This is a genomic window from Spirosoma foliorum (genome assembly GCF_014117325.1).
Taxonomy (GTDB): Bacteria; Bacteroidota; Bacteroidia; order Cytophagales; family Spirosomataceae; genus Spirosoma; species Spirosoma foliorum.
This window is the reverse complement of sequence record NZ_CP059732.1, coordinates 3335172-3360497: the sequence shown is the minus strand read 5'-3', so window position 1 is coordinate 3360497 and position 25326 is coordinate 3335172. Positions and strand designations below refer to the sequence as shown.

Below are 25326 nucleotides of genomic sequence, written 5' to 3'. Positions count from 1 at the left end.
AAATCATGTTCTGCCTGTAAATCCTGCCAGAAAAATATACCCTATCAAAGCTGGGTACTTATAATTTGAGAATCGTGAATTCGACGCGTCGATTCTGTTTCCGTTTCTCTTCGGTTTCGTTGCTGGCAACCGGTTTACTCGGTCCCCACGCCTTGGTCTGGATGCGTTTTTCGGAAATTCCTTTGCTGATCAGGTACTCTTTTACAACCCGAACACGGTCTTCAGAAAGCTTCATATTAGGTTCCCAATCGCCCTGATTATCCGTATGGCCTTCGATTAGCAGTTCCATTGTCGGGTATTTTTCCAGCATTGATACGACCTGATCCAGTTCTGTGTTAGCTCCTGGAAGTAGAGTAAATTGGCTTTGCTGAAACAGCACCTCGCGCATGACGATTTTTTGGCCTGGCTCAATTTTTACCAGATAAAGCGTCCGCTTAATATCCCGGAATCGCTTGTCTTTGCTTAAATCAAGGGTTTCGGTGGTGGTAAAGTAGCCCTCTTTTTTTGCTTTTAGATTGTAAACCTTCTGCGTAGGGAGAATCATTTTATACTCGCCCGTTTCAGGATTGTAATCTACTTTAGAGATCTCTTTCGAATCGCCAAATAGACCCGATGCTACTTCGGAGGCCACTGGCTTTTTGCTTTGAGAGTCCAGCACTTGCCCGGATATAATGGCAACGGGATCTGGCTTTATGGCAGGAAATAGTCGCAGACGAAAAATGTCATCTTCTCCCAGCGAACCAGCTCGCGAACTCAGGTACGCAAAATCGCCGGAGGCCGGAATGGTAAAATAACCGTCCCATTCGTTGGTGTTGATAGATGGCCCAAGGTTTTCGGGTTCACTCCAGTTTCCCCAGGAGTCATCTTGTCGGCGGCTGACAAAAATATCGCCATTCCCATAACCAGGATGCCCGGCAGAGGTAAAGTAAAGTGTTCGGCCGTCGGCAGCTAAAAAAGGCGAACTCTCAAACTCGGCGGTGTTTACAACGCCACCCAACGATACCGGCTCCGACCAGGAATTATCCGGTTTTAGAAGCGAAACATAGAGATCACGATTACCACGGGTATCTTTTCGCTGTACAGCTAAGATAATTGCCTTCCCATCGGGCGATACACAAAACTCAAGTTGATTTTTTTCGTGCAGGTTATAGTTGTTGGCAATTCGGCACTCGACTGGCTGCGACCAACCGGCTTTGGTCCGAATGGACTTCGAAATGCCAAACGACATCCCTCCATCGGGGCGATATACATTAATGAGGTAAGCCGTTCGTCCATCTGGAGCCATTCCGCTAATGGCATTGTCACCATTGTTATTGATGGGCGGCCCAATATTGACCGCTTCGCTCCAACCAGGCGGGTTGCCGTTTGACGCCGATTCCAGCGTAGAGTACCAGACGTCCTGACGATCAGGTGCCCCCATATTTGCTTTGTTGAAATTCCGGGTGAAGTACAACGTCCGCCCATCGGGTGAGATAACAGGAGCCACTTCCTGGCCCGGCGAGTTTACTGTTTTTCCGAGATTTTCCTTCTGAATGTCCTTAGGCGTGTTTTTCGAAACGTTGATGCCTACCGTAAGTGGTTTCGTATCTTCAGAAATTCCAATGGCATCAATCTGATTCATTCCTTTCAGAGCCGCTCCATTGATGACCACTTTAAGTTGCGTACATAAAAAAGCCGAGTCCTTGGGGAAAATTCGTAGTAAAGGGTCCTGACGCGCCTGAACACTGGTGGCCTGATAAACAGTATGCTCTTTCCCTTTTTCATCAATCACGATGACTTTTACCACTGATCCGGGATTTACATTTTCTGCCACAATAATTTGCCGGGCCTGAATAGGATTTTCAAATCCTACCTGAATCCATTCATCGGCTGTGCCATCGGCGTAAAAAGGTGCCCATGCACAGGGACTTTCGCCCATTTCAGGGACTTTACTAGGGCGGCCCAGTGCCTGAGAGGCTTTGTATTGCTCGCCGGTAGGTTCGCCTTTTTTCTCAGATGATACACCCACAACCCGACTGGCCCATTGTATGGCGTCTTTTTCGGTGGATAGCAGATTGGTAGGGCTGGCGGCTCGCTGTTGCGCATCAGTTGTTTGCGCAAGACCAATCGAACTGGCTACGCTAAATATGACCGCTAAAATGCTCCAGACTCGCATAAACGATTAAACGATGAGTAATATAGACTGATTTTTGTTGCAATAGTTGCAATGTGGAACACAGAATTACCACCCAGTCAGAAAACCTAGTACTCGTCCAATTTTAGATTCTTTAGATTCTATTTGAGGTTTTATTGATAATCAATTTAATAGAATCTGATAGAATCAATAGCATCTTGTTTGGTAGAGCACTAGTTTGTTAGCACTCGGTATTCCCACGGTTTTAAAGTTACAGCCATTTCGGCTTTTAACTCTACCGACTGGTGACTAAATATTTCTGCATACGTACCTGCGTAACCATCACCCGATAAATGTACTGTTTGGGGTTTCCCGCTTAAGTTAAGTAAAACAACAACACGATCATTATCGCGCTGACGATGAAAAGCATACACCTGATCGTCATGATCCGTTATTATTTTCACCGCATTGCCACCAGACAGCCCATTCCAGAGCGCCTTGTTGCGATGTTTTAGCGTGAGCAGGGTTTTGAAGAAATCGCTTTTAGAATAGCCGTCCCAGGCTATCGTGTCTTTATCCGAAACAGCCAACCGTTTATTTAGGTTAGATTCCATTCCATTGTAGACCAGCGGCATGCCTTCGAGCGTACTGCTTAAAACAATGAATGCGTCGGCTCCGGGGCCAAACGATTCGTCTAGCGTACCATTGTTGGTATTCTCATCATGATTCTGCGTGAACAGCATCTGATAATACCACTTTGGAAACAGTTTCTGATTGGCGTCGCGTAGGGAGTCAATCTTGTCGGCAGTACTAACACCTTTGGCTACGGATTTCATCAGGTTATACATGCTCCAACCGTAATTCATGTTAAAACAGCCTCGAAACTGATCTGGATCAGCTTCCCATTCGGCTAACATAAATACAGTCTTGATCTTGTCTAACTGAGGGCGTAGCGAGTTCCAGAAAGAATTGGGAACGTAGCCCGCTGCATTGCAGCGATAGCCGTCAATATCGGCTTCCTTGACCCAATATTGCATGGCTTCAGTCATGCTTTTTCGTAGGTCTGGATTGTCGTAATTAAGTTTAACCACGCTAAGCCAGTTGGTTGGTTTACCCGTCTGATAATTAGTGGGAGAAACCATTTTGCCTTTTTCTGTCACGTACCAGTCTGGGTGTTCTTTTACCCAGCTATGATCCTGAGCCGTATGGCTGGCAACCCAATCAAGAATAACCCGCAGCCCCAGTGCATGAGCCCGGTTAACCAATGATTTAAAGTCTGCCATTGTCCCATAGTCTGGATTAATCGTTTTGAAATCGGTTATCGCGTAAGGACTGGCTTGTACTCCTTTTTTTGTTTCCTGACTAATGGGATAAATCGGCATCAGCCAGATAATATCTACACCCATCTCTTTCAGCCGGGGCAGTTGGGCTTCAATGGCCTTAAAATTCCCCTGTGGCGAAAACTGGCGTGTATTTACTTCGTAAACAGTCGCATTCTTAGCCCAGTCGGGTGTTGGCGGAGCGGCTGAGGCAGTCGTATCAGAGGGGGAATTCTCTGTTTGATTCTGGGAAGAATTTTTACAAGCCGTGATCAGAAGGAGCGAACTGAACAAAATGGCCAGATATAATTTAATCATGGAGGATGCTTGCTGAGTCAATTAAAGTTAAGAGTTACGGAAAGCATCAGGCTATTGTAGGCTGACGGCTATTTTTTAATTGACGGATTGCCTCCAGCGGATCGTTGGCTCTGAAAACGGAATTGCCCGCTACCAGTATATCAGCGCCAGCGTTGAGTAAGGTTGGAGCGTTTTTTTCGCCAACCCCTCCGTCAACTTCAATCAGAGCCGCCGATCGATTTGCTGTTAGTAATTGCTTTAACTTCGTTATTTTCTGAATCGTATGGGGTATAAACGTTTGCCCCCCGAAGCCCGGATTTACAGACATGATTAAAACAACATCAATCTGCTCCAGAACATCTTCAAGGACGGAAATTGGGGTATGTGGATTAAGAGCCACTCCGGCCCGGCAACCTAATTCCCGAATTTGGCTAAGCGTTCGGTGGAGGTGCGTGCAGGCTTCATAATGTACGTGAATAACCGATGCGCCCCCTTCGGCAAAAGCTTCCAGATAACGTTCCGGTTGTACAATCATCAAATGCACATCCAGCGGTTTCTGGCAATATTTTTTTGCCGTTTCTAGCAGTGGAAAACCAAAAGAAATGTTAGGAACAAACAAGCCATCCATTACGTCGAAATGAAGATAATCGGCCTCGCTGCGGTTTATTAAATCCAGCTCTTTTTGCAGATTAGCAAAGTCGGCGGCCAGTAGCGAAGGGGCAATGAAAGGCTGAGTCATGGTTGTTTTGACGCCCTAAAAAATCAATCCATTGAAAAAGAAAGACTTAGTTAGTAGCCGTTGACAATTACGTAATTTTTTATCCTGTAAAACTAACGTTTTTTTGCTTGAACGAGGAAACAAACCCAATATTGCTGACTAGTCGTTAGTCAACGGTCAATAGTCAATAGCCAATATCTACTATTGATGACTATTGGCTATTGGTCAACGAAGAATGCCTAACAACTTATTTTATGACACCCCAGGAGCGTATAGCCGAATTAACCGATCGTCTGAATTATTATACTCACCAATACTACCAAAATAGTATTTCGGAGGTAGATGATTTTACATTCGATCAACTCCTGGCCGAATTGGCCGATCTTGAAACACAATACCCCGAATTTCGCCAGCCTGAATCGCCAACAGCGCGGGTTGGTGGCACAATTAGCAAGGAGTTCGCAACGGTTTATCACCGTTTTCCAATGTTATCGCTGGGAAATACCTATTCCGAAGAGGACCTGATTGAGTTTGATAAGCGGGTCCAGAAGGGATTGAATAATCAGCCCTACGAATACATCTGTGAACTCAAATTCGATGGTGTAGCCTTGAGCATGACCTATGAGAACGGCTTGCTGGTACAGGGTGCTACCCGCGGAGATGGTGTTCGGGGCGACGACATTACGAATAATGTTCGAACAATTCGAACTGTCCCCTTACGTGTGGTAGGTGAGGGGCGCGGAGCAAGCAGCGCAGAGCGGGGTGAAGTGGGCACAGAGGTCGGCGGACAAAGTGGTAGCCAGATCACGATTGCCTTTGCTGATCATACACCCCAGGTCCCAACTCCTTTACCCCCTGCTCTTTTTGAAGTGCGTGGCGAAGGTTTTTTGCCATTGGCTGAGTTTAATCGGATCAATAAAGAGCGCGAAGACATTGGCGAACCCTTGTTGGCCAATCCGCGCAATGCCGCTTCGGGTACGTTCAAACAACAGGATTCCGGGGCGGTGGCTAAACGCCGACTTGATTGCTATGTCTATTCGTTTTTATCGGACCAAGACATTTTTCAGACCCATGAAGAAAGCCTGATTGCGATGAAGCAATGGGGATTCAATGTCTCGCCAACCTGGCAAAAATGCACCAACATTCAGGAGGTGATGCAATACATCAACCAGTGGGAAGAAAAACGGTTTACGTTGCCACTGGGTACAGATGGGATTGTAATCAAAGTAAATCGCTACGATCAGCAGCGGGAGTTGGGCTATACAGCAAAAAGTCCGCGTTGGGCCATCTCGTTTAAATATAAGGCATTAGCTGCCAGTACCGTTTTAACCGGTATTCGGTATCAGGTTGGCCGTACAGGATCGGTCACGCCCGTTGCCTTGCTTACCCCCGTCCTACTGGCAGGAACCACCGTGAAACGAGCATCCTTGCACAACGCGAACGAAATTGAACGCCTGGGAGTACGGCTATACGACACTGTATTTGTGGAGAAAGGTGGCGAGATCATTCCGAAAATAACTGGTGTAGATCTGAATAGGCGTACCGATCAAAGCCAGCCCATTGTTTACCCCACAACCTGTCCTGCCTGTGGCACCCCCTTGATTCGGAAGGAAGGCGAAGCCAACCACTATTGCCCCAATGAGCGCGGATGTCCACCGCAACGACAGACCCGATTCGAGCATTTTATCCAGCGTCGGGCTATGAATATCGAGAGCCTGGGCGAAGGCAAGATTGAAATGCTCATTGATCGGGGACTAGTGGAAACGCCAGCCGATCTCTATTCACTGACCAGCGAACAACTGCTAGGGATTGAGAAAGTATTCCTTGATGAAGAGACTGGAAAAAAACGGATTGTTAGTTTTCGAGAAAAAACCGTTGAGAATATTCTAACAGCCATTGAACGGTCGAAAGCGCAACCCTTTCAGAATGTGCTATTTGCGCTGGGTATTCGTTATGTAGGCAACACAACTGCCGAAAAACTGGTAGATTATTTTGGGTCGATGGATGCTATTATGAAGGCTAGCCAGGAGGAGTTACTGGCTGTTCCGGATACGGGTCCACGCATTGCCGAGAGTGTGGTAACGTGGTTTGCCGATGAGTACAATCGGGCGTTCGTAGAGCAATTGCGGGCGGCTGGATTGCAGTTTGCTGGCGAGAAAAAAGTGGTTGAACAGGAAGGAGATGCACTGGCTGGGAAGACCTTTCTGTATACGGGCACATTCGCCAATTTCAGCCGTGAAGAGCTGGAAAACCGTATTGAAGCCAATGGCGGAAGACTGCTCAGCGGTATTTCCAAAAAGCTGAATTACCTCATTGTGGGCGAGAATGCGGGTCCATCCAAGATCGATAAAGCACAAAAACTCAATGTGCAAATGATTGGCGAAGACGAATTCCTGGCGATGCTGGAGGTGTAAGGTATATCGAAACTAAAATCCCTATATTTGTATACTTAATCGCCCGCTGAACCATGGAGTCGACTACTAGCTTTGATGAAATAAAGAAAATCCTCACGCGTACCGCTGAGCTTACCGAACGTAATGCTAAGCTCATTGGCGATCTGGGTAACAAATTTGGGAGCTTTACAGAAGGCATGGCGTTTCCGGCAATGGAAAAAGTACTTCGGGAGCGATTTGGTATGACCACTGTTACAACGCGTTATAAAACGCAGAAGGGCAGCGACACCATTGAAATTGATGTGCTCGGTATTGCTAATGGAGCAGTCAATACGGTGGTGGTTGTGGAAGTTAAAAGCCATCTGAAGCGACGGGATATTGAGCAGTTGCTAAAAGTCCTGGACCGCTTTGCCGATTATTTTCCAGAACAAAAAGGTAAAAAACTGTACGGAATTTTAGCATTCGTGGATGCCTCTGATAATGTCATTCAAGAGGCTGAAAAATCCGGATTATATGTCGCTCGAATTCATGATGAGCTTTTTGACCTATTGCCTCTGAATGGTTTTTTGCCAAAAGACTTTTCTCAAGTTACTCTGAAGCAATAACTCCCCAGTAAAATCCTGTAACTTTGCAGGAATATATATTCCTGTTTCTTCTAATGGATACTAAATTCCATGGCGTAGGTGTTGCCATTGTGACACCTTTCAATGCCGACCTGTCTATTGATTACGACGGCTTCGGCCGCATCATTCGACACATCTCCGATGGCGGTGTGCGTTACATTGTCCTGCAGGGCACTACTGGCGAATCGCCTACGGTGACTAAACAGGAAAAGAAACAGTTGTTGCAATACCTTAAGGAAAATAACCCGAAGAAACTCCCTATTGTATTTGGCGTGGGCGGAAACGTTACGTCTGAGGTTGTGTCGGGGATGAAAGATATTGATTTTGAAGGCGTCGATGCTATTCTGTCGGTTTGCCCATATTATAATAAACCCGGTAAACGGGGCGTTATCGAGCATTTTACCCGAATCGCCGATGCAAGTCCGGTACCCGTTATCCTGTACAATATTCCGTTTCGGACTGGTATCAATATGTCGGCCGAAACGATTTGTGAACTCGCGCAGCACCCAAACATCATTGGCGTAAAAGAAGCATCGTGTGTGATTGAGCAGTGCATGGAAATTGTTCGCGATAAGCCAGATGACTTCCTGCTCATTTCGGGAGATGACGTGCAGGGTGTCCCCATTATCAGCATCGGTGGAGTAGGGGTTATGTCGGTGGTTGCCAATGCACTACCTGCTAAGTTCAGTGGTATGATTGAAGCTGCTTTGCAAGGCGATTTTGCCTTTGCTCAGAAAGAACTCGGTCATTTCCTGCGTATTGATCCGCTCTTGTACGAAGAAGGAAATCCTGTAGGTATTAAAAATGTTCTGGAAATTATGGGCTTGATTTCGGCTGAAGTCCGGCTACCGCTTATGAAAGCTTCCGACGATCTGAGCGAACGCCAACGAGCTGTGCTTCAACGCGATGGTCTGCTGGAATTGGTAGCTTAAGCAAAGCATACGTAAAACAAAAGCAATGGCCCTCAACAACTAAGTTGAGGGCCATTGCTTTTTATAGCCTTTGTCGCAACCGTGGCACGGCTTTCCGCGAAAGGCCTGGTGACAAGTAATAATGGGAGAAGTTAAACTTTACCCATTTGATCGCCAACTCGCCAAATCGCACTCATTTCCTGGTAAATCCAACTGCTAATTTTAATCGCAATGTTTACTATCGATAGAAAAACATTCCTGAAAGAAATCTCATTACTGGCTGGGGCCTCTCTTATGTCAGGATCAACAACCCTGGCTATGGAACTTGCTAAGGAAAAATCGGCGATTAAGTTGGGGTTTGTGACCTATCTGTGGGGTAAAGATTGGGATTTGCCTACGCTGATTAAAAACTGTACGGATACAAACATACGTGGTGTCGAATTACGTGTAGAACATGCGCATAAGGTAATGCCTGACCTGAATTCGGCGCAGCGACAGGAGGTTAAAAAGAGATTTATGGATAGCCCCGTTCAGCTTGTTGGACTGGGGACAAACCAGCAATTCGATTTTGTGGATCAAGCTAAACTGAAAGAATCGATTGAACGGTCAAAAGAATTTATTCGGTTGAGTGCCGACGTGGGCGGAACAGGCGTAAAAGTGAAACCGAATGCGCTCCATAAAGAAGTACCTACCGAAAAAACACTAATGCAAATCGGCGAAGCGCTCAATGAGCTTGCTCGCTATGGGGCAGACTTTGGACAGCAGGTCCGGCTGGAAGTTCACGGGGAGGAAACACAGGAGTTGCCTGCTATTAAGCAGATTATGGATGTGGCTACCCATCCGAATGCGACCATTTGCTGGAATTGCAACCCGCAGGATTTGAATGGCAAAGGTTTCGCATCCAATTTCAACTTAGTCAAAAACCGATTTGGCGCTACCTGCCATGTTCGTGAACTCGACAGAACCGACTATCCTTATCAGGAATTATTGACTAATCTGGTGAAAATGAACTACAAAGGCTGGGTACTCCTTGAATGCCATACCAATCCAGCCGATAAAGTAGCCTCAATGAAAGAGCAGCGAGCGGTGTTCGATCGGATGATTGCCAAGGCGTAGCGACTAACTGATAATAAGTATATTTTTTGTAATGTAGCCTCACATATAGCTCTACTTATCTATCTGCATTTGTCTTTAAATTATCCGTAGATTATTTGTGATGACTCGGGAATGTATAGCCTAGCGTAAAATAAGCTTCTGACGTAAGTAAAGAGTTCGCCTGAACATTAATTAGTGTACTTCTGGTGCTTAATCCTAACTCTAAATTAAGATAGAAATTCTTCCTATATGTTCGCTGGAAACCCCACAGAGTTTGCAATGCAAACCCCTGAATATCATTTGGCCGAATAGCAGGTCCATCACAGTCACAGTTAGAAATTGGTGAGAACGTATAGAGAACTTTTGCGCTGATATAATTCCCCGAATTATACCGGATTGATTTGCCTTTTTGAATACGACGGTTGAAATTATAAAAATGTCTGCCTGCTATTGATAATCGGGGACTAAAGGCAAAACCACCAGATGATTCAAACTGACCTCTAGACGAAGTTACAGTTTTAATAAAGGCTGGTGAACTAACAAACCCAAGACGAGCTACTATTGTAGCTTTCTGTCCAATCGACCTTTCGTTACTAATACTAGGCCCGAAAAAGTCTACACGCCAGACATTTCTTTCGAGATATCGAATCGATGATGTCGAATCCTGAGCCTGGCAGAAATAAGTTAAAAAAAAAGAAAGGTAAAAATTTATACATGAAGCTCTATATAGTAATTTAAAGTATAAATATAGTATATATATAAGTATGTAGTATAATAGAATAAGTATTTTCACTTTAAATTGACTTCCGCATACTGCACTCAACAAAAAGGCAGCTTTCTAATTTTAGAAAGCTGCCTTTTTGTTGAAAAAATCTTAAAGAGAAGTTACTTACTGCCTCCACCAAAGAGCTTGGAGATCAGCCAGATAACTAGTCCAATACCGAGAATGACAAATATAGCCCCTGTCCAGGCACCGGCTTTGAAAATATCGCCAATGGCCTCGCAACTGGTCAAAAACAGGGTTAAAAATAAAGCCACAAAGGCTACGGGGAAAAAACGCAATAGAGTTTTCATAAACGTTGACTGAATTTTAGTGTAGTAACTAACTGTCCGTTTTTTAGCGGATTGTCAATAAAACAGGCATAGATTCAGTTTGTTTAAAACCCTGAAAATTAAAGATTCCACCAGTAGGTCCACTTCAGTACCAGCGCCCGATTTTTAACCGAAAAGAAGCCCGGTACATCCTGACCAATCTGCGCAGAATTGGGTAAATAGTTGTCGGTATAGACCAGGAAAAAGTCGGAAGCGGGTTTGTAACGCCATTGAACACGAGCATTAACATTCATGTTTTTTTGCTGCTCATTATACTGCACAAACGTGGTCAGGTACAGCTTGTTGGTGAACGTAAAGTCAAAACGGGGGCCAACGAGCCAGAAAGTAGTGGCACCCCAGGGCTGCGGCAGACGGATGTCATTATAACTCGCACTGGCGGCCAGACTGACGTACGGTTGGAACCGATAGCCCAGATCGGCAGTGAGATTCAAGCGAGTACCGTTCGCGTAGTAACCACCATAACGCGACGAAAATCCATAGGTAAAGACGCTCTGCGGTTTCGAGTCAAAATCGGTTCCCCAGGCTGTCCAGTTATGTTCTGTACCCGTTGCCAGCGTTTCGCGACCTGTATTGGTTGGGTCAAAAGGTTGAAGTAATCGAACATAATCGGTGGCAACCCAGGCGGTGAACACACTTCGACTACGGAACGTGATAGCATAGCTGAGCATGCTTTCATTATCGCTCTGTTTCCAGGCAGGATCGAAAAAATACGTCGATGTGAGCGTTGGTCCGTGGTTGAGTACGCCACTAGCCGTGGGTAGAAATGTATAGCCGAGTGTCGCCATGCCTCGCTCATAACCAATACGAGGAACATAGCCGGCTTCGGCCGTGTAGTTTTTGCCGATCGACTCTACCTGACCGCTGATCAGCCATCGACGAGTGAAATATTGCAGGTTAGCGGCATATACGGCATCATTCCCCGGCTGATCGGGTCTGAATGATTTGACATACAGGGCCTTTCCCGTCCAGATGTTATTTGACGAAGCCAGATTATACTCCAGCCCTAGGTTTCGGTTATAGCGTGAGTAAAGGGGTTTGTCAGGGTTTGGGGTATACGATAGCGATTCTTTATTGACGAAGATCATCCCGATGTTCGAACGAGCGGAAACACGTCGTTGTAGGGCGACAACCGCAAAATTCTGAGCGGGCAACCCAGTTTCATCCACGCTTCCGGTTTGCATGTCCATAATGCCAAGTCGCCAATCCTTATTGAGTTTACCACTCAGTCGGGCACCAAAGCGAATAGGAACACCACCCAGCCCAATCCGACGGCTGAAAAATGGTCGAATCGTTGCATAGCCGAAGTTGGTAAATTGATCACCGTTCTCTAAAAAAAACTGTCGTTTCTCTGGAAAAAACAGCTCATAGCGGTCAAGATTCGTCACTTGTTGATCGACATCGACCTGCGAAAAATCGGGGTTAACGGTTAAATCAAGGTTTAATGATGAGGTAACGGCAACTTTGGCATCCAACCCGGCATCGAAACGACTTTTGGTTGGCACGCCGTTCTGATAGTCGCGTGTTATCCCGCTTAATGCATACGGAATAATGGAAATATTGGGGCCGGGTTGTGGTGGAGGCTGATCCCAGACCAGAACTCCGGTTAAGGCCAGCGAGGCCGTTGGAAACTGACGCTGTATAGGCGTCCAGGATGATTTCTCTGTCGTTTTCAGATCCTGCCGGCTAAAGTTGATTCCCCAGCGAGAGATGCCTTTTTTGTAGCGAATCGTTTTGAACGGAATCGCCAGTTCGATTACATAGCGATCCGGGTAATTCCTAACAACGGATGTCCATTTATTATCCCAGCTTAGATTGGCTTTTCCTCCTTCATATAACAGCCCATCCCACTGAGCGCCAGCGGCATTGGTGCCAAAGGTAAACCCATTCGTCTGGTCGTCGAAGGTGTCCATGAAAAAGATGAAGTTATCATTTTTGAGAAAAGCCCAGTCGCGTCGGAGCGATTCAACCATGTAGGGGCCTGGCACGTCGCCATGATAACAGATGGCACTCAAATACACGTTATGGTCATCGTAGGTCATCCGAACGTCGGTACGAACGCGGGCACGGCTGGTATCCATGGGGAGTACCATCCAGAAATCACTGGCCACTTCGGCTGCCTGCCAGGCAGGCTCATCAATGGCTCCGTCGACAATAACTGGTGAGGTGGCCCGGTTGATATGAAGCTGATAACTCTCGTTTTTTTTCTGAGCCAATAGGATATTGGGACTCAGTAACAGACAGATAATAGAAGCAATAAAGGAAAACTTCACCAAAGAACGACGTTTAAAAAGATCACTACTAAAAGCAAAGGTAAGGTAGATTTACCTGCCCATAAGCATTAAAACAACCGGCACCGCTTGATCAAGCGGTGCCGGTTGTTTTATGATCGTAATCGTTCTTTACATTGTTCATTAGACCTGATCTTCGTCTGTCCAGGCAGGGTCTGGTTCAGTGCCATCGTTATTTCCGAGGGCATCTCCATTACCATAATTCGTTAAATCGGGCTCCATATTTGGACTACCCGAAGCGGCACCGGTTCCTTTATTGGGTTGGGCTGCATCCTGCTCGTCTGTCGGTGTAGTAGGCGGGGAGTTCACATCGCCTGCCAAATCGGTTGGATTATAATCTTCATTCAGCATAATACTGTCGTCGGGCGTTTGGGCTGTGCCCCCCGTGCTGGGATTGAACGTCTGCGATTGCTCATTGAGCATCGCATCCTGATTTGCATTTTCCATGGTAAGTAGGGACATCGTTTACTGCATAACCCGAAAAGCCGAATTCGGTTTAACCCTTTGTGAACAATTCCCACAGACGATGATACAGTTTACCCGCGTAGGTCTTCACGTCGAGGTGCGACGCGTGTATGGTAAACGGAGCAAACTGGCTGGCCGATGAGGCCAAGGGTTCAATTCGGACAGTGCGTCCGGTTGTCCACCGACCTGCCAGCTGGCGTACTGAACCCGTCAGTCGTACACCCGCATCCAGTAAATCGACCTGATAGGTTTCTGGATATTGGGCCATTGCCAGATTCTGCGAAAAATTTTGCAGTTGACTAGCGTCAAACCAGGTCAATTCGGGTATTTGGAGATGGTTCGCATGACGGTCGCTGCTACACAGGAAGCGCAACGATAGAATTGCTTTCCCCGAAGTTCGTCGGGAGGTTACCTGTAAATCAAGGACTTCTAGGGGAGATTGGTCGGTGGCGGTAGAAAGCTCGATATTCATAGCTGACGAAGATGATAAAACTACTTACTAAACACCACAAAGGTGAGGATGTTTTAGCCTTTTTAGTAGCGTAGTTATACGTAAATCATTTTACGGGTCATTCCGCCATCAACTACAAAATTTTGCCCCGTAATAAAGCTGTTTTCGGGCGCTATCAGGAACAGAATCATCCGGGCAATATCGTCGGGCTGCCCCACCCGGCCTGCCGGATGCTGATCGTGATCTTCGGGTTGAAGTTCATCGGATTTAGCCTTCGCTTTTTTCTTTAGTGCCGACACATCGATCCAGCCGGGGCTAATGGCATTGACACGAACGTCGGGGCCCAGACTAATGGCAAGGGAGTGGGTTAGGGCCAGAAGGCCCCCTTTGCTGGCTGAGTAGGCAAACGTATCCGGCTCCGACTGAAACGCCCGTGTTGAACAGATATTGATAATGCTGCCTTTCTGAGTAGCCAGGTAAGGGGCGGTATGTTTCGCACACAGAAAAGCACCTGTTAAATTCGTACTGATGACCCGGTTCCATTCGTCGAGCATGAGTTTGTCGAGCGGTTTTTCAATCATGATGGCCGCATTGTTAATCAGGGTATCGATTTGCCCAAAATGCGCAACAGTTTGTTCGGCTGCTTTTCGGACATTCAGTTCACTGGAAACATCACAGGAAACGAATAAAATTTGTGCCGACGAGGCTTTAAAGGCTTCTTTGAGTTCGGCGAGGGCATCGGTGTCGGCTTCCCAAACCGCTACCCGATAACCGTGCGTGAGTAAATATTGTGTTGCAACGCGGCCAATCCCCTGACCGCCCCCGGTGATAATAGCTGTTTTCATACAAGCCACATTATGAAGTTGGATAAACTATACCAACGAACAATTAAGTTGGTTTGGTAACACAACTTGCCGCAGATGGGTTAACTAATGCGTATCCTTATCGAACGGGACAGTTGATTTTTGCAACCTACCGACCTTATTCGTTCATGCTTCAGATTGCATTTTCGCCCGTTTACCGACTCCGATTACCCGAAGGCCATCGGTTTCCCATGCTCAAATATGAACTGATTTATGAACAACTTCTGTACGAGGGAACCTGTACGGAGGCTAACTTTTTTGCCCCTGATCCGGTCGATGATCGATGGGTACTGGGCGTGCATACTGCCGAGTATGTGCAGTCGTTAAAAACCGGAACCGTTGATCCAAAGATGATGCGCCGGATTGGGTTTCCGCTCACGCCTGAGCTTATCGATCGGGAGTGGATCATTACGCAGGGAACGCTTAAAGGCACCCAAATTGCCCGAACGGATGGGGTTTCGATGAACATTGCGGGAGGAACTCACCATGCGTTTCCTGATCGCGGGGAGGGGTTTTGCCTGCTAAATGACGTGGGCGTTGCGGCTCACTATCTGCTTGAAACAGGTCAGTCGCAGAAAATTCTGGTGATTGATCTGGATGTTCACCAAGGGAATGGAACCGCCGTTATGTTTCAGCATGAGCCCCGCGTATTTACGTTTAGCATGCATGGGAAAGACAATTATCCCCTCAAAAAAGAGCAATCGGACCTCGATATAGAATTCGATACCGGCACCGAAGATGAACGCTATCTGAATACTTTATTCGATACGTTACCGGGGTTGATTCGTCGCGTGCAGCCTGACTTTCTGTTTTATGTATCGGGTGTCGATATTCTGGCATCGGATCGCCTGGGAAAGCTGAGCGTTAGCCGGGAAGGGTGCAAGGAGCGGGATCAGTTTGTGTTTGACCAGGCTATTAAAAACAGCCTGCCCATTGTTATATCAATGGGAGGGGGCTATTCTCCACGACTAACCGATATTGTTGAAGCGCACTGTAACACGTTTCGATTGGCGGTCGATTTGTTTGGGAGTTAGGCGGTTTTCGGTATTCAGTTTACGGTAGCTGACGCGCCATCATTCCTGCGTCAGCCACCGTAAACTGAATACCGAAAACCGTATTACCTTCGTACTATGAAGCAAAATATTGTTAAAACCCGGCTCAAAAATAGCCAGCCCGTTCTGGGTGTTCTTTCTAACAGCTCCGATCCTACCGTTGCGGAACTTTGTGGGTTTTCGGGCCTGGATTTTTACATGATCGATGGTGAGCACAGTCCCGTCACAACAGCACAGGTTCAGGACATTGTGCGGGCTTGTGAGTTAAGTGGCATCACGCCGTTGGCTCGTGTGCGGAGCAATGACCCCAAATTGATTCTGCAATTTCTGGATTCGGGCGTAATGGGCATTATGATGCCTGGCGTTAGTACAGTTGCCGAAGCCGAAGCGTTGGTACAGGCCGTTAAATATCCGCCTTTGGGCCTACGAGGATTTGCTCCTGCACGGGCCAATGATTACCTATTGGGGAATATGAATCAGGGCGAGGCCGTCGAATTTGCGAACGAACAGACCCTGATCTTAGCACAAATTGAAGACAAAGAAGCCATCGCTAATCTCGACGATTTGCTACAGGTTGACGGGCTCGACGGTTTCGTGATTGGCCCTCGTGACTTAGCCATGAGCATGGGTTATTACGACGGCCCCGGCCACGATGAAGTGAAACGGACTATTGCGGGCGTTGTCGAAAAAATCAGAAAAGCAGGATTGATTGCAGGGACTACTGCGGCCACTGGCGATCAGGCTAAAGCGTTGATTGATCGAGGTGTTTTATTCTGTCTGAACTCCTTTGCCGGGCTATTGAAATCTGCCGCCGGTGATTTTATGAAAGGTAGAGTATAACGGCAGGCCTGCATGATCCAAACGATTTCGGTTCTTGAAAACAGCCTCATTGGTTCCGCTGAACAGTGGACAGAGCCTCCGCTGAACGGGATTCTGGTGCCCGATAGCGTTTTCCAGTCACTACGTCGGTTTGTGTTTGACGATGAGCAAGCCGAAGGATTGCTGGCATTTTCGATTCAAAAAGGCCGGGAACTTATTCAGGTTCGGAATTACGTCGGGTTGTTTCCGTTGCCCAATCATCAACAGCTTGAGGTACTGCCGAAGGTGGGTCAGGTTGAAAAATCGCGCCCCATACTGCTGAAGATGTTACGCCATCTGCGATATAGTCCGTTCAGAACATTATCGGCTGCGCATACACGCGCCATTCAGTTGCCTCTTTGGGATGTGTTTATTGCCGCCTTTCTTGATACGGTAGAGCCGCTGGTTCAACAGGGAATCCAGCATGCGTATGTATCGGTCGATAGCAATGAACGCTTCTGGAAAGGTAAGCTTCAGGTAGCCCGGCAACAGCGAGAAAATGCCTGGCACGCTGAGCGGCTGGCGGTCACCTATGAGCGCTTAACGGCCGATGTAGCCGCGAATCGTATTCTGAAAACAGCACTGATTTACCTAAATGGAGCGACCACTCATCCGCCTACTCTTCGCCGGATTCGGCAGGTGCTTTGGGCGATGGATGAAGTGCCTTTTACTGAATCGTTGCCAGATGATTTACGCCTGATTCGCCGATCCAGTCGCTTGTTTCTACGCTACGAAGCGGCCTTGCGTTGGGCCGAAGCTTTGCTGCAAGGGCAGGGGTTTGGGATTAAAACGGGCCAGATGCCTAGCCTGTCTCTCTTATTTCCAATGGAACGGGTTTTTGAAGATTACGTGGCCTATGGCATCCGCTCGTATTGGCCCGATACTGATGAGGTGCGGGTTCAGGAGTCATCAGCCCACTTGGTCGATGAGCATGTTGGTGCGCCTAAATTTAAACTTCGGCCCGATATATTAATTCGACACGCTGCCAAAACGATGGTGTTCGATACGAAATGGAAGCAGATAAAAGGCCGGGAAGCTGGCCTAAGTGCGAGTTCAGGAAACTATGGTATTGAGCAGACAGATATGTACCAACTGTATGCGTATGGTAAAAAATACGCTGCGGATGATCTGTTTCTGATTTATCCGACCAATGAAACCTTCCGCCAACCCTTGCCCGTGTTCGGCTACGATGCTACCACCCGATTGCACGTTGTTCCGTTCGATCTGACCAATTCATTAGTGAATGAAGTAGAAAAATTAGCAACTTACGCTTTGTCGTTCTAAACCCACCTGCTTATCATGCCCCTTATTCTAACCCTGATCGGGATTCTGACGCTTGTTTTTTTAGTTGCCTTTGTTCGATTAGACACCTTCATTTCGTTTGTCATTGTTTCCTTAGGCATTGGTTTAGCGTCTGGTATGGACGTTGTGGCTGTCGGTAAGTCCATCCAAACGGGGATTGGCGGCACCCTGGGCGAGCTGGTATTAATTATCGGTTTCGGGGCTATGCTGGGCCGATTAGTTGCCGAAAGCGGAGCCGCCCGACGAATTACCGACGTTCTGATTGGTTGGTTCGGTATCAAAAACATTCGTTGGGGATTGGCTCTGGCGGGCTTTGTGATTGGTATCCCGCTTTTTTACAATGCGGGTTTCATTATTGTTGTTCCCCTGATTTTTACGATTGCGGCTTCCTCCCGATTACCCCTGATGTCGGTAGCTGTGCCCATGTTGTCGGCTTTGTCGGTGGCACACGGGTATTTGCCTCCGCACCCATCGCCATCGGCTGTGGCGGGGCAGCTTAATGCAAACATCGGGCAAACCCTTCTCTACGGTATTATCGTGGCCATTCCAGCTATCATTATTGCTGGCCCGATATTTGGCAAAACACTGACAAACATTAACGCGACGCCTAATCAGGAGTTATTCAAAAATCGTGATATCGCCGTAAAAAACTTGCCGAGTGCGGGCATTAGCTTTCTGGTGGCGTTATTACCCGTATTGTTGTTAACAACATTTGGCCCGTTGAAAAACTCGATGGCGGGTGATTCTCTTCTGAAAACCATCGTCACCTTATTGGCCGAACCCTATATCGGCATGTTATTATCGGTACTGGTGGCGATGTACACATTGGGCATTCGGCAGGGGCAATCCATGAAAGCGATCACGAAAGATATGGAAGAAGCCGTCAAAGCCGTAGCCCCGATTTTACTGGTTATTGCGGGGGCAGGGGCGCTTAAACAGGTTTTCGGCGATAGCGGTACCAGCAAATACATCGGTAGCTTACTGGCGGATGCAGCTATCCCTCCTTTATTACTTGGCTGGGGCATTGCGGCTTTTATCCGCGTGTGTGTTGGCTCGGCTACCGTTGCTGGGTTGACAACCGTAGGTATCGTATTGCCCTTATTGCAATCGCAGGCCATAAAGCCGGAGTTGATGGTATTGGCCATTGGTTCCGGGAGTCTGATGTTTTCGCACATCAACGACGGTGGCTTCTGGCTCTTTAAAGAATATTTCAATTTAACCATTGGACAAACCATCCGAACCTGGTCGTTAATGGAAACCATTGTATCAATTGTTGGATTAATAGGAGTATTATTACTTAATATAGTGGTTTAAGTTTGTATCTTCGGGGCAAAATAGAACTGCCTAATAAAGCTATTAATAAAAAAGCCGTGTCGTGGGTCAAACCCATGACGCGGCTTTTGGCTTATGAGTAACACGCTACCTGTGAGCTTGACGCTACGGCTTGTTCTGAGCAATGAACTGCGTAATAAATTGGTCGAAATCGCTATCGACGTCGAAGCCGCAATGCAGGGCTCTTGTATTATCGAGTAAACCCGGCCAACTGCTTACAATTGCATTGATGGCTGGATCGGGCCTGAACTGTACGCGCGCCCGCGTTTCTTTATTGGTGATTCGTTCGAGCGAATCAAGCATCTGCTCTACGGTTACGCTAATTCCGGGTAAGTTTACAGTTGCCCAACCGCCGAAGATAGCACTATCCAGCAAGGCTCCTTTGACGATATTCTGAATGATTGTATCTGGACTCGACAGCCATAAGACAAGCTCTGGTGAAACCGGACAAATGGCTTCTTCGCCATTAATCGGCTCCCGAATAATACTGCTAACAAAGGAAGAAGCGGCCAGATTGGGTTTGCCGGGTCTGACGCAGATGGTAGGTAAGCGTAAAACACGCCCATCTACGAAGTTTTTTCGCGTATACTCATTGACTAATAACTCGCCCATCGCTTTCTGACTTCCGTACGAAGATCGGGGCGTAACAACCGTCATGTCATTGACGATTTCGGGCAGAGGGCCACCGTAAACGGCGAGTGAACTGGCAAAGACAAACCGGATGCCAGGGCGTTGATGTCGACAGGCTTCCAGCAAGTACCGGGTACAATCCAGATTCACCTTCCAGCCCAGATCAAAATCTTTTTCCGCATGACTACTCACTACCGCTGCGAGGTGAAACAGAATCTCAGTATCTGCCGTAACTAGTTTTTGAGCAGCTCCTTCTTCTGAAAGGTCCATCTGTAGGCAGCTTATACGATCGTCATTCCCAGGATTTTGGGGCAGAATTAGATCGACTAAAACTAACTTATCAAAAGCTAATGAACTGTTAAGTAATGCTTTGGCCAGCCGTTGGCCAAGGAAGCCAGCACCACCAGTAATGATTAATTGCATAGACGTAAAATTCGAAGTAAGTAGGGCTGACAGTTTCACTACTCTTGATTGTGTAATACGACCTGCTGGCCACTGTCATAAAAAACAGTGAACGCAAGTGCATAGTACTGGTCGCAGTATAAGCAATAGAACCAACTCTGCTTTATTTACTTGTTTTACTTTAAAAGTTCGTTGTAATAGATGTATTTGACTGTAGATCAGAAGGTGGCGCAACTTCCGCCCGACTATCCAGAGGAGATGCTTAGCGCCATTCGGGATGAGTTTGTTCAGAGTGGGAAAACCATTGTGGTGCTTGACGATGACCCGACGGGAACGCAAACTTCCTCTGATGTAACGGTGCTGACATCATGGCGAGTGGCGTTGATTACGGATGAGTTGAAAAAGAAACCGTCCATTTTATTCATTCTCACCAACTCCCGTAGTCTACCCGAATCGGAGGCAATTGGGCTTGCGCACGAAATCGGCACAAACCTGAACGAAGCTGCGAAGGCGAGTGGGAGAGAGATTGTTGTAATCAGCCGAAGCGACTCTACATTAAGAGGGCATTTTCCCGCTGAAGTGGATGCGTTATCTGAGACGCTCAACATGACTGATGCCGTGATCGTTTTAGTGCCTGCGTTTATTGAAGGTGGTCGAATTACGATTGATGATGTTCATTATCTAATTGACAACCAGACGTTAGTGCCGGTTTCAGATACGCCTTTTGCTAACGATGTGGTGTTTGGTTACCAAAACGCCAATCTGAAACAGTGGGTAGAAGAAAAGACCAAAGGAAGTATAAGCGCACAGAACGTTAATTCAATCACCATTGATGACCTCCGACTGGGTGGACCACAAAGGGTGATTGAGAAGCTACAAGCCTGCCCGAACGGATCAGTCTGTATTGTTAACGCAGTTAGTTATCGCGATTTAGAGGTGCTTGTAATGGGATTACTTCGTGCCGAAAAGTCTGGGAAAAAATTTCTGTATCGGAGTTCGGCAACCCTGGTTCCTATCCGTGCGGGCATGGCCTCTGGCAAAATAGTCACTCCGCTAAAACAGAAGACAGGCTCTGGAAATGGATCACTCGTGATGGTAGGCTCCCATGTTCCTAAAACAACCAGTCAACTTTCCTGGCTTCTGGCCAATGGAACAAGTAAAGCAATCGAAGTAAAAGTTAGCGAGGTATTGACGTCAACTGACCCATTGGCGAAAGCCACTGCTATTAGTCAGCAAACCGATAAATGGCTTGCATCAGGTAATGACGTGGTCATTTATACCAGCCGACAGCAGGAAGTTGGCGCAGATTCAGCGAGTAGTTTGACGATTAACTCGACGGTCTCCAATTTTTTAGTCAACATTCTGAAGTTTCTGACAATACGGCCCAAATTTATTGTTGCTAAAGGTGGAATTACGTCCAGTGATCTGGCATCAAAAGGGCTTTCTGCCGAAACAGCATTGGTTTTAGGGCCCGTAATTCCGGGCGTTCCTGTCTGGAAGCTGGATGCGAAGAGTAAATTTCCAGAAATAAGCTACGTTGTTTTTCCGGGTAATGTAGGGGATGAAACCGCATTGCTAGACGTATGCAGAAAGCTTGACGTTTAAGCTGGATACTGGCTTTTTATGTAGTTAATAGCCCTATCTACCATTGTGTCTAGTACCTCTGTATCAATATCTTCCAGCTTTTGTATGTAAATGCAGCTCTTGCCTGTTTTATGCTTGCCCAAGCGTTGCAGTAGTGCCTGTTTATGCTCACTGTCGAATGCCATGTAAAGGGTAATGGCGTTGGCTCTGGCTGATAAGCCAACCAAAGGGGCATCGCCTTCGCGGCCACTCTCATACTTGTAATGGTAACTTCCAAAACCAATAATGGCAGCCCCCCATAGTTTAGGCGCTAAGCCTGTGTGGTTTTGTATAAACTCAACAATTGCCGAACAATCCTGTCGCTTTTTTTCGTCAGAAATACCGGCTAGATAATCGGGTACACTATCCTCCGTTTCAGTTGTTTTGTTCTTGGCCATTGCGTTGGTGTATCGACTGTTATTTCGCTCATCAATAATCAAAAAAATGATCTAAGAATACAAGTTCTGAGCTTCATATTCTTAGATCATTTTCGCTGGTTATGAGTACCTTAATGCCTATTTCAGCAGGCTATGCCTTTGGTGATACTTAATGGATTTACTCGTCGTAATTGGCGTCGTTTCGTTTGTCCAGTAGGATAAGTTGGTCGGCAATGATTTCGGTGATGTAGCGCGTCTTGCCTTCCTTATCGTCATACTGCCGTGTTTTTAGTTTACCTTCAACAAAAACAGAACTTCCTTTTTGGAGGTATTTGTGAGCTACTTCGGCTAGCCCTCGCCATAAAACAACGTTATGCCATTCGGTAGTTGACTGTGATTGGCCTTTGTCATCTTTAAACGTTTCAGTCGTAGCCATCGAGAATTTTGCAACGCTGATATTGCCTTCTAGTTGCTGAATTTCCGGGTCTTTGCCCAGGTTGCCGATTAAGGTTACTTTGTTAAGTCCTCTCATTGTTTTAGGGGTTAGATCGCCTGGGGGACAGCCTTAAGCTGACTACAAACGATTGGTTGTGATTACGGTTTACGTGGATTATTCCCTAAGACTGTAAAGTGCCTAACTGGTAACTAGTGTTTACTTGTGATGACCTCGTCGGCTAAAATGAGTAATGGTTATACGCTCGTTGCTTTATAAGAATTATGACTACAATCTATCGATCTCTGCTTTTCCTTCTGACCGTTGGGCTGCTTGCTATGAGCGCGGCTAAACCAACTCGTGTTGTCTTTTTTGGGGATTCTATCACCCAGGCTGGGGTTAACCCTGGCGGTTATATCGACCGTTTGAAAAAATCAATGCCTGCCGATCAATATGAACTGATTGGCGCCGGAATTGGTGGGAATAAAATCTATGATTTGTTTCTACGCATGGACGATGATGTGCTGGCGAAACAACCCGATGTTGTTGTTATTTGGGTAGGCGTCAATGACGTTTGGCACAAAGCGTCGATGGGCACTGGTACAGACCCTGATAAGTTTATAAAATTCTACGATGCTGTCATTAAAAAACTAAAAGCAGCGAATATCCGAGTGATCTTATGTACTCCGGCTGCAATTGGCGAAAAGACGGATATGACCAACCAGCAGGATGGCGATCTGAATCAATACAGCCAGTTTATTCGTGATATCGCCAAACGTCATGATTTAGCACTGGTCGATTTGCGCAAGGCATTTTTGGAATATGATCTGAAAAATAATACTGAGAATAAAGATCGCGGTGTTTTAACGACTGATCGTGTTCACCTGAATGATGCGGGTAATCAGTTTGTGGCCGAGCAGATGCAAAAAGTCTTAACGGCTGCTAAATAATGGTCCTGTTTAAACTTTTCCTTTTATAAGAAATACTAGCCTATTTTTTGTCATTCCGACGTCAGGAGGAATCTCAAGCTTGACCAACAAGGGACTTTGAGATTCCTCCTGACGTCGGAATGACAAAAAACTCAGTTTATATAGAATCAAGTTCAATAGTTTCCCTACACGAGAACAATAAAAAATCCCCAGAAGCCAATCTGGGGATTTTTTATTGTTCTTGGTTTCAGATTAATAATTTTTATCTGGATTGAAATTGCTGAAACGACTGTTGCTCGTTCCTCGACTTGGCCTCTCAGCATTAGGAGCTGTCTGTCTAGTATTGGTGGGACCACCTTCGCGTTGGGGAGAGCTATTTCGATTTGGATTGGCAGGGCGGCTTTGCTGATTACGAGGCTGATTTCCTGTGGATGAGTCTGCCTGACGATTACTATTATTACCACCTTCGCGCCGGAAAGGTCTTTGGTTGGGACTCTCAGTTGATCGCCCACCATTTCCTCTCTGACGATTGCCGTTCCGATTCTGTCCCTGCCGCTGGGCTGGTGCAGGTGTAACCGCAGCAGTAGCTATATCGAGTACATAAGGATGATTTTCAATCACCGGAACGCGCTTGCCAATCAATTTATGAATGTCGCGCAGGAACTCCGTTTCTTCGGCGTCGCAAAACGACAACGCAATACCATCGTGGCCAGCCCGACCTGTCCGACCAATGCGGTGCACATAGGTTTCGGGAATATTAGGCAACTCGTAGTTGATTACGTGCGACAGTTCATCGACGTCGATTCCTCGTGCGGCAATATCTGTGGCCACCAACACCCGTGTTTCTCGACTCTTGAAGTTAGAAAGGGCACGTTGCCGAGCGTTTTGTGATTTATTGCCGTGGATGGCTTCGGCCCCAATACCCGCTTTCAACAGGTCTTTAACGACCTTATCGGCACCGTGTTTGGTTCGGGCAAAAACCAACACCGATTTGATTTTCTGATCGCTAAGAATATGTACAAGCAGCTTCCGCTTATCCTCGCGCCCTACAAAATAGACTGCCTGGTCAATAGTGTCGGCTGTTGACGAAACCGGAGTCACTTCAACTTTGGCTGGATTACGTAAAATAGTATCGGCCAACTTGGCGACATCCGGCGGCATGGTTGCGGAGAAAAACAACGATTGGCGACGCTCAGGTAGTTTCGCGATGACTTTCTTAACGTCATGGATAAAACCCATATCGAGCATCCGGTCGGCTTCATCAAGAACAAAAAATTGAATATCCCGAAGAGATACAAATCCCTGATTCATCAGATCGAGTAAACGGCCAGGGGTAGCAATCAGCACATCGACACCCGCTTTTAAGGAGTTTACTTGTGCATGTTGCGAAACGCCACCAAAAATAACCGTATGGCGTAAGTTCAGGTGTCGTCCATAAGCCGCAAAACTTTCCGAAATCTGGATCGCTAATTCGCGGGTTGGAGTCATTACCAGCGTTTTAATACGCCGTGGACCGTTAGGGTTTTTAAGTCTGTCTTCGTTCAGAAGTTGCAGAATTGGTATCGCGAACGCGGCCGTTTTACCCGTGCCCGTCTGAGCACAACCCAGTAAATCCCGGCGATTCAACAAAATTGGTATGGCTTGTTCCTGAATGGGAGTGGGGGTAGTGTATCCTTCTTCGGCAAGTGCTTTGAGGATAGGATCAATTAATGATAATTCGGAAAATTGCATGTGCTAGT

General features: G+C 46.8%; 22 protein-coding genes. 10 read left to right on the top strand and 12 right to left on the bottom strand.

All coding sequences use genetic code 11. From position 1 onward, the window contains the following. Nucleotides 1–58 precede the first annotated feature (58 nt). From H3H32_RS14070 to rpe, 3 genes are all read right to left on the bottom strand, one after another. Nucleotides 59–2155, bottom strand: a complete 2097-nt coding sequence (locus H3H32_RS14070; RefSeq protein ID WP_182463309.1) for an OmpA family protein — start codon at nt 2153–2155, stop codon at nt 59–61. A 191-nt stretch (nt 2156–2346) separates the two neighbouring features. Continuing rightward, on the bottom strand, nt 2347–3750 hold the full coding sequence (locus H3H32_RS14065) for an alpha-amylase family glycosyl hydrolase (RefSeq protein ID WP_182463308.1): 1404 nt from the start codon (nt 3748–3750) through the stop codon (nt 2347–2349). Nucleotides 3751–3796: 46 nt separating this feature from the next. Next, a complete protein-coding gene (rpe, locus tag H3H32_RS14060; RefSeq protein WP_182463307.1) occupies nt 3797–4468 on the bottom strand; it encodes a ribulose-phosphate 3-epimerase in 672 nt (223 codons plus the stop codon). A 233-nt stretch (nt 4469–4701) separates the two neighbouring features. Between rpe and ligA the strand changes: the two genes are divergently transcribed. The 4 genes from ligA to H3H32_RS14040 all read left to right on the top strand — a co-directional run bounded on the left by ligA (nt 4702) and on the right by H3H32_RS14040 (nt 9490). After that, the gene (gene ligA / locus H3H32_RS14055) at nt 4702–6861 is read left to right on the top strand and encodes an NAD-dependent DNA ligase LigA (RefSeq protein ID WP_182463306.1); all 2160 of its coding nucleotides are present in this window, start codon (nt 4702–4704) and stop codon (nt 6859–6861) included. 53 nt (nt 6862–6914) lie between these two features. Next, nucleotides 6915–7445, top strand: coding sequence for a DUF8196 domain-containing protein (locus H3H32_RS14050; RefSeq protein ID WP_182463305.1), 531 nt, complete (start codon nt 6915–6917; stop codon nt 7443–7445). A 53-nt stretch (nt 7446–7498) separates the two neighbouring features. After that, nucleotides 7499–8395 carry a 4-hydroxy-tetrahydrodipicolinate synthase gene (dapA, locus tag H3H32_RS14045; protein ID WP_182463304.1) on the top strand — a complete coding sequence of 299 codons (897 nt, stop codon included), beginning with the start codon at nt 7499–7501 and terminating at the stop codon, nt 8393–8395. A 210-nt stretch (nt 8396–8605) separates the two neighbouring features. Beyond that, on the top strand, nt 8606–9490 hold the full coding sequence (locus H3H32_RS14040; RefSeq protein WP_182463303.1) for a sugar phosphate isomerase/epimerase family protein: 885 nt from the start codon (nt 8606–8608) through the stop codon (nt 9488–9490). An 864-nt stretch (nt 9491–10354) separates the two neighbouring features. Here the strand turns inward: H3H32_RS14040 and H3H32_RS14035 are convergent. From H3H32_RS14035 to H3H32_RS14015, 5 genes are all read right to left on the bottom strand, one after another. Beyond that, nucleotides 10355–10543, bottom strand: a complete 189-nt coding sequence (locus H3H32_RS14035; RefSeq protein ID WP_182463302.1) for a hypothetical protein — start codon at nt 10541–10543, stop codon at nt 10355–10357. 98 nt (nt 10544–10641) lie between these two features. Then, entirely contained in the window at nt 10642–12855 is a 2214-nt protein-coding gene (locus H3H32_RS14030) for a carbohydrate binding family 9 domain-containing protein (protein WP_182463301.1), read from the bottom strand. A 138-nt stretch (nt 12856–12993) separates the two neighbouring features. Then, nucleotides 12994–13317, bottom strand: coding sequence for a hypothetical protein (locus H3H32_RS14025; protein ID WP_182463300.1), 324 nt, complete (start codon nt 13315–13317; stop codon nt 12994–12996). 49 nt (nt 13318–13366) lie between these two features. Next, nucleotides 13367–13807, bottom strand: coding sequence for a hypothetical protein (locus H3H32_RS14020; protein ID WP_182463299.1), 441 nt, complete (start codon nt 13805–13807; stop codon nt 13367–13369). 74 nt (nt 13808–13881) lie between these two features. Then, nucleotides 13882–14631, bottom strand: a complete 750-nt coding sequence (locus tag H3H32_RS14015) for an SDR family oxidoreductase (RefSeq protein WP_182463298.1) — start codon at nt 14629–14631, stop codon at nt 13882–13884. A 146-nt stretch (nt 14632–14777) separates the two neighbouring features. Between H3H32_RS14015 and H3H32_RS14010 the strand changes: the two genes are divergently transcribed. From H3H32_RS14010 to H3H32_RS13995, 4 genes are all read left to right on the top strand, one after another. After that, nucleotides 14778–15683: a histone deacetylase family protein gene (locus H3H32_RS14010; protein ID WP_182464336.1), complete on the top strand. Its 906-nt coding sequence runs from the start codon at nt 14778–14780 to the stop codon at nt 15681–15683. Nucleotides 15684–15779: 96 nt separating this feature from the next. Next, the gene (locus tag H3H32_RS14005) at nt 15780–16541 is read left to right on the top strand and encodes an HpcH/HpaI aldolase family protein (RefSeq protein WP_182463297.1); all 762 of its coding nucleotides are present in this window, start codon (nt 15780–15782) and stop codon (nt 16539–16541) included. A gap of 12 nt (nt 16542–16553) precedes the next feature. Further along, nucleotides 16554–17843 carry an McrC family protein gene (locus H3H32_RS14000; RefSeq protein ID WP_182463296.1) on the top strand — a complete coding sequence of 430 codons (1290 nt, stop codon included), beginning with the start codon at nt 16554–16556 and terminating at the stop codon, nt 17841–17843. A 15-nt stretch (nt 17844–17858) separates the two neighbouring features. Further along, nucleotides 17859–19175 carry a gluconate:H+ symporter gene (locus tag H3H32_RS13995; RefSeq protein WP_182463295.1) on the top strand — a complete coding sequence of 439 codons (1317 nt, stop codon included), beginning with the start codon at nt 17859–17861 and terminating at the stop codon, nt 19173–19175. Nucleotides 19176–19298: 123 nt separating this feature from the next. Here H3H32_RS13995 and denD read toward each other — a convergent pair whose 3' ends face one another. After that, nucleotides 19299–20246, bottom strand: coding sequence for a D-erythronate dehydrogenase (denD, locus tag H3H32_RS13990; RefSeq protein WP_182463294.1), 948 nt, complete (start codon nt 20244–20246; stop codon nt 19299–19301). Between the two features lie 180 nt (nt 20247–20426). Here denD and H3H32_RS13985 point away from each other — a divergent pair, with 180 nt between their 5' ends. Beyond that, the gene (locus H3H32_RS13985) at nt 20427–21830 is read left to right on the top strand and encodes a four-carbon acid sugar kinase family protein (protein WP_182463293.1); all 1404 of its coding nucleotides are present in this window, start codon (nt 20427–20429) and stop codon (nt 21828–21830) included. Here the strand turns inward: H3H32_RS13985 and H3H32_RS13980 are convergent. Both H3H32_RS13980 and H3H32_RS13975 read right to left on the bottom strand, forming a co-directional pair. Next, the gene (locus tag H3H32_RS13980; protein ID WP_182463292.1) at nt 21827–22246 is read right to left on the bottom strand and encodes a DUF1801 domain-containing protein; all 420 of its coding nucleotides are present in this window, start codon (nt 22244–22246) and stop codon (nt 21827–21829) included. The genes H3H32_RS13985 and H3H32_RS13980 overlap by 4 nt on opposite strands. 157 nt (nt 22247–22403) lie before the next feature. Continuing rightward, a complete protein-coding gene (locus tag H3H32_RS13975; protein ID WP_182463291.1) occupies nt 22404–22757 on the bottom strand; it encodes a single-stranded DNA-binding protein in 354 nt (117 codons plus the stop codon). A gap of 185 nt (nt 22758–22942) precedes the next feature. On the opposite strand from H3H32_RS13975, the gene H3H32_RS13970 reads away from it, so the two are divergent. Next, entirely contained in the window at nt 22943–23608 is a 666-nt protein-coding gene (locus tag H3H32_RS13970) for an SGNH/GDSL hydrolase family protein (RefSeq protein WP_182463290.1), read from the top strand. Nucleotides 23609–23839: 231 nt separating this feature from the next. On the opposite strand, the gene H3H32_RS13965 is transcribed toward H3H32_RS13970, so the two are convergent. Then, a complete protein-coding gene (locus H3H32_RS13965) occupies nt 23840–25318 on the bottom strand; it encodes a DEAD/DEAH box helicase (RefSeq protein WP_182463289.1) in 1479 nt (492 codons plus the stop codon). Nucleotides 25319–25326 lie beyond the last annotated feature (8 nt).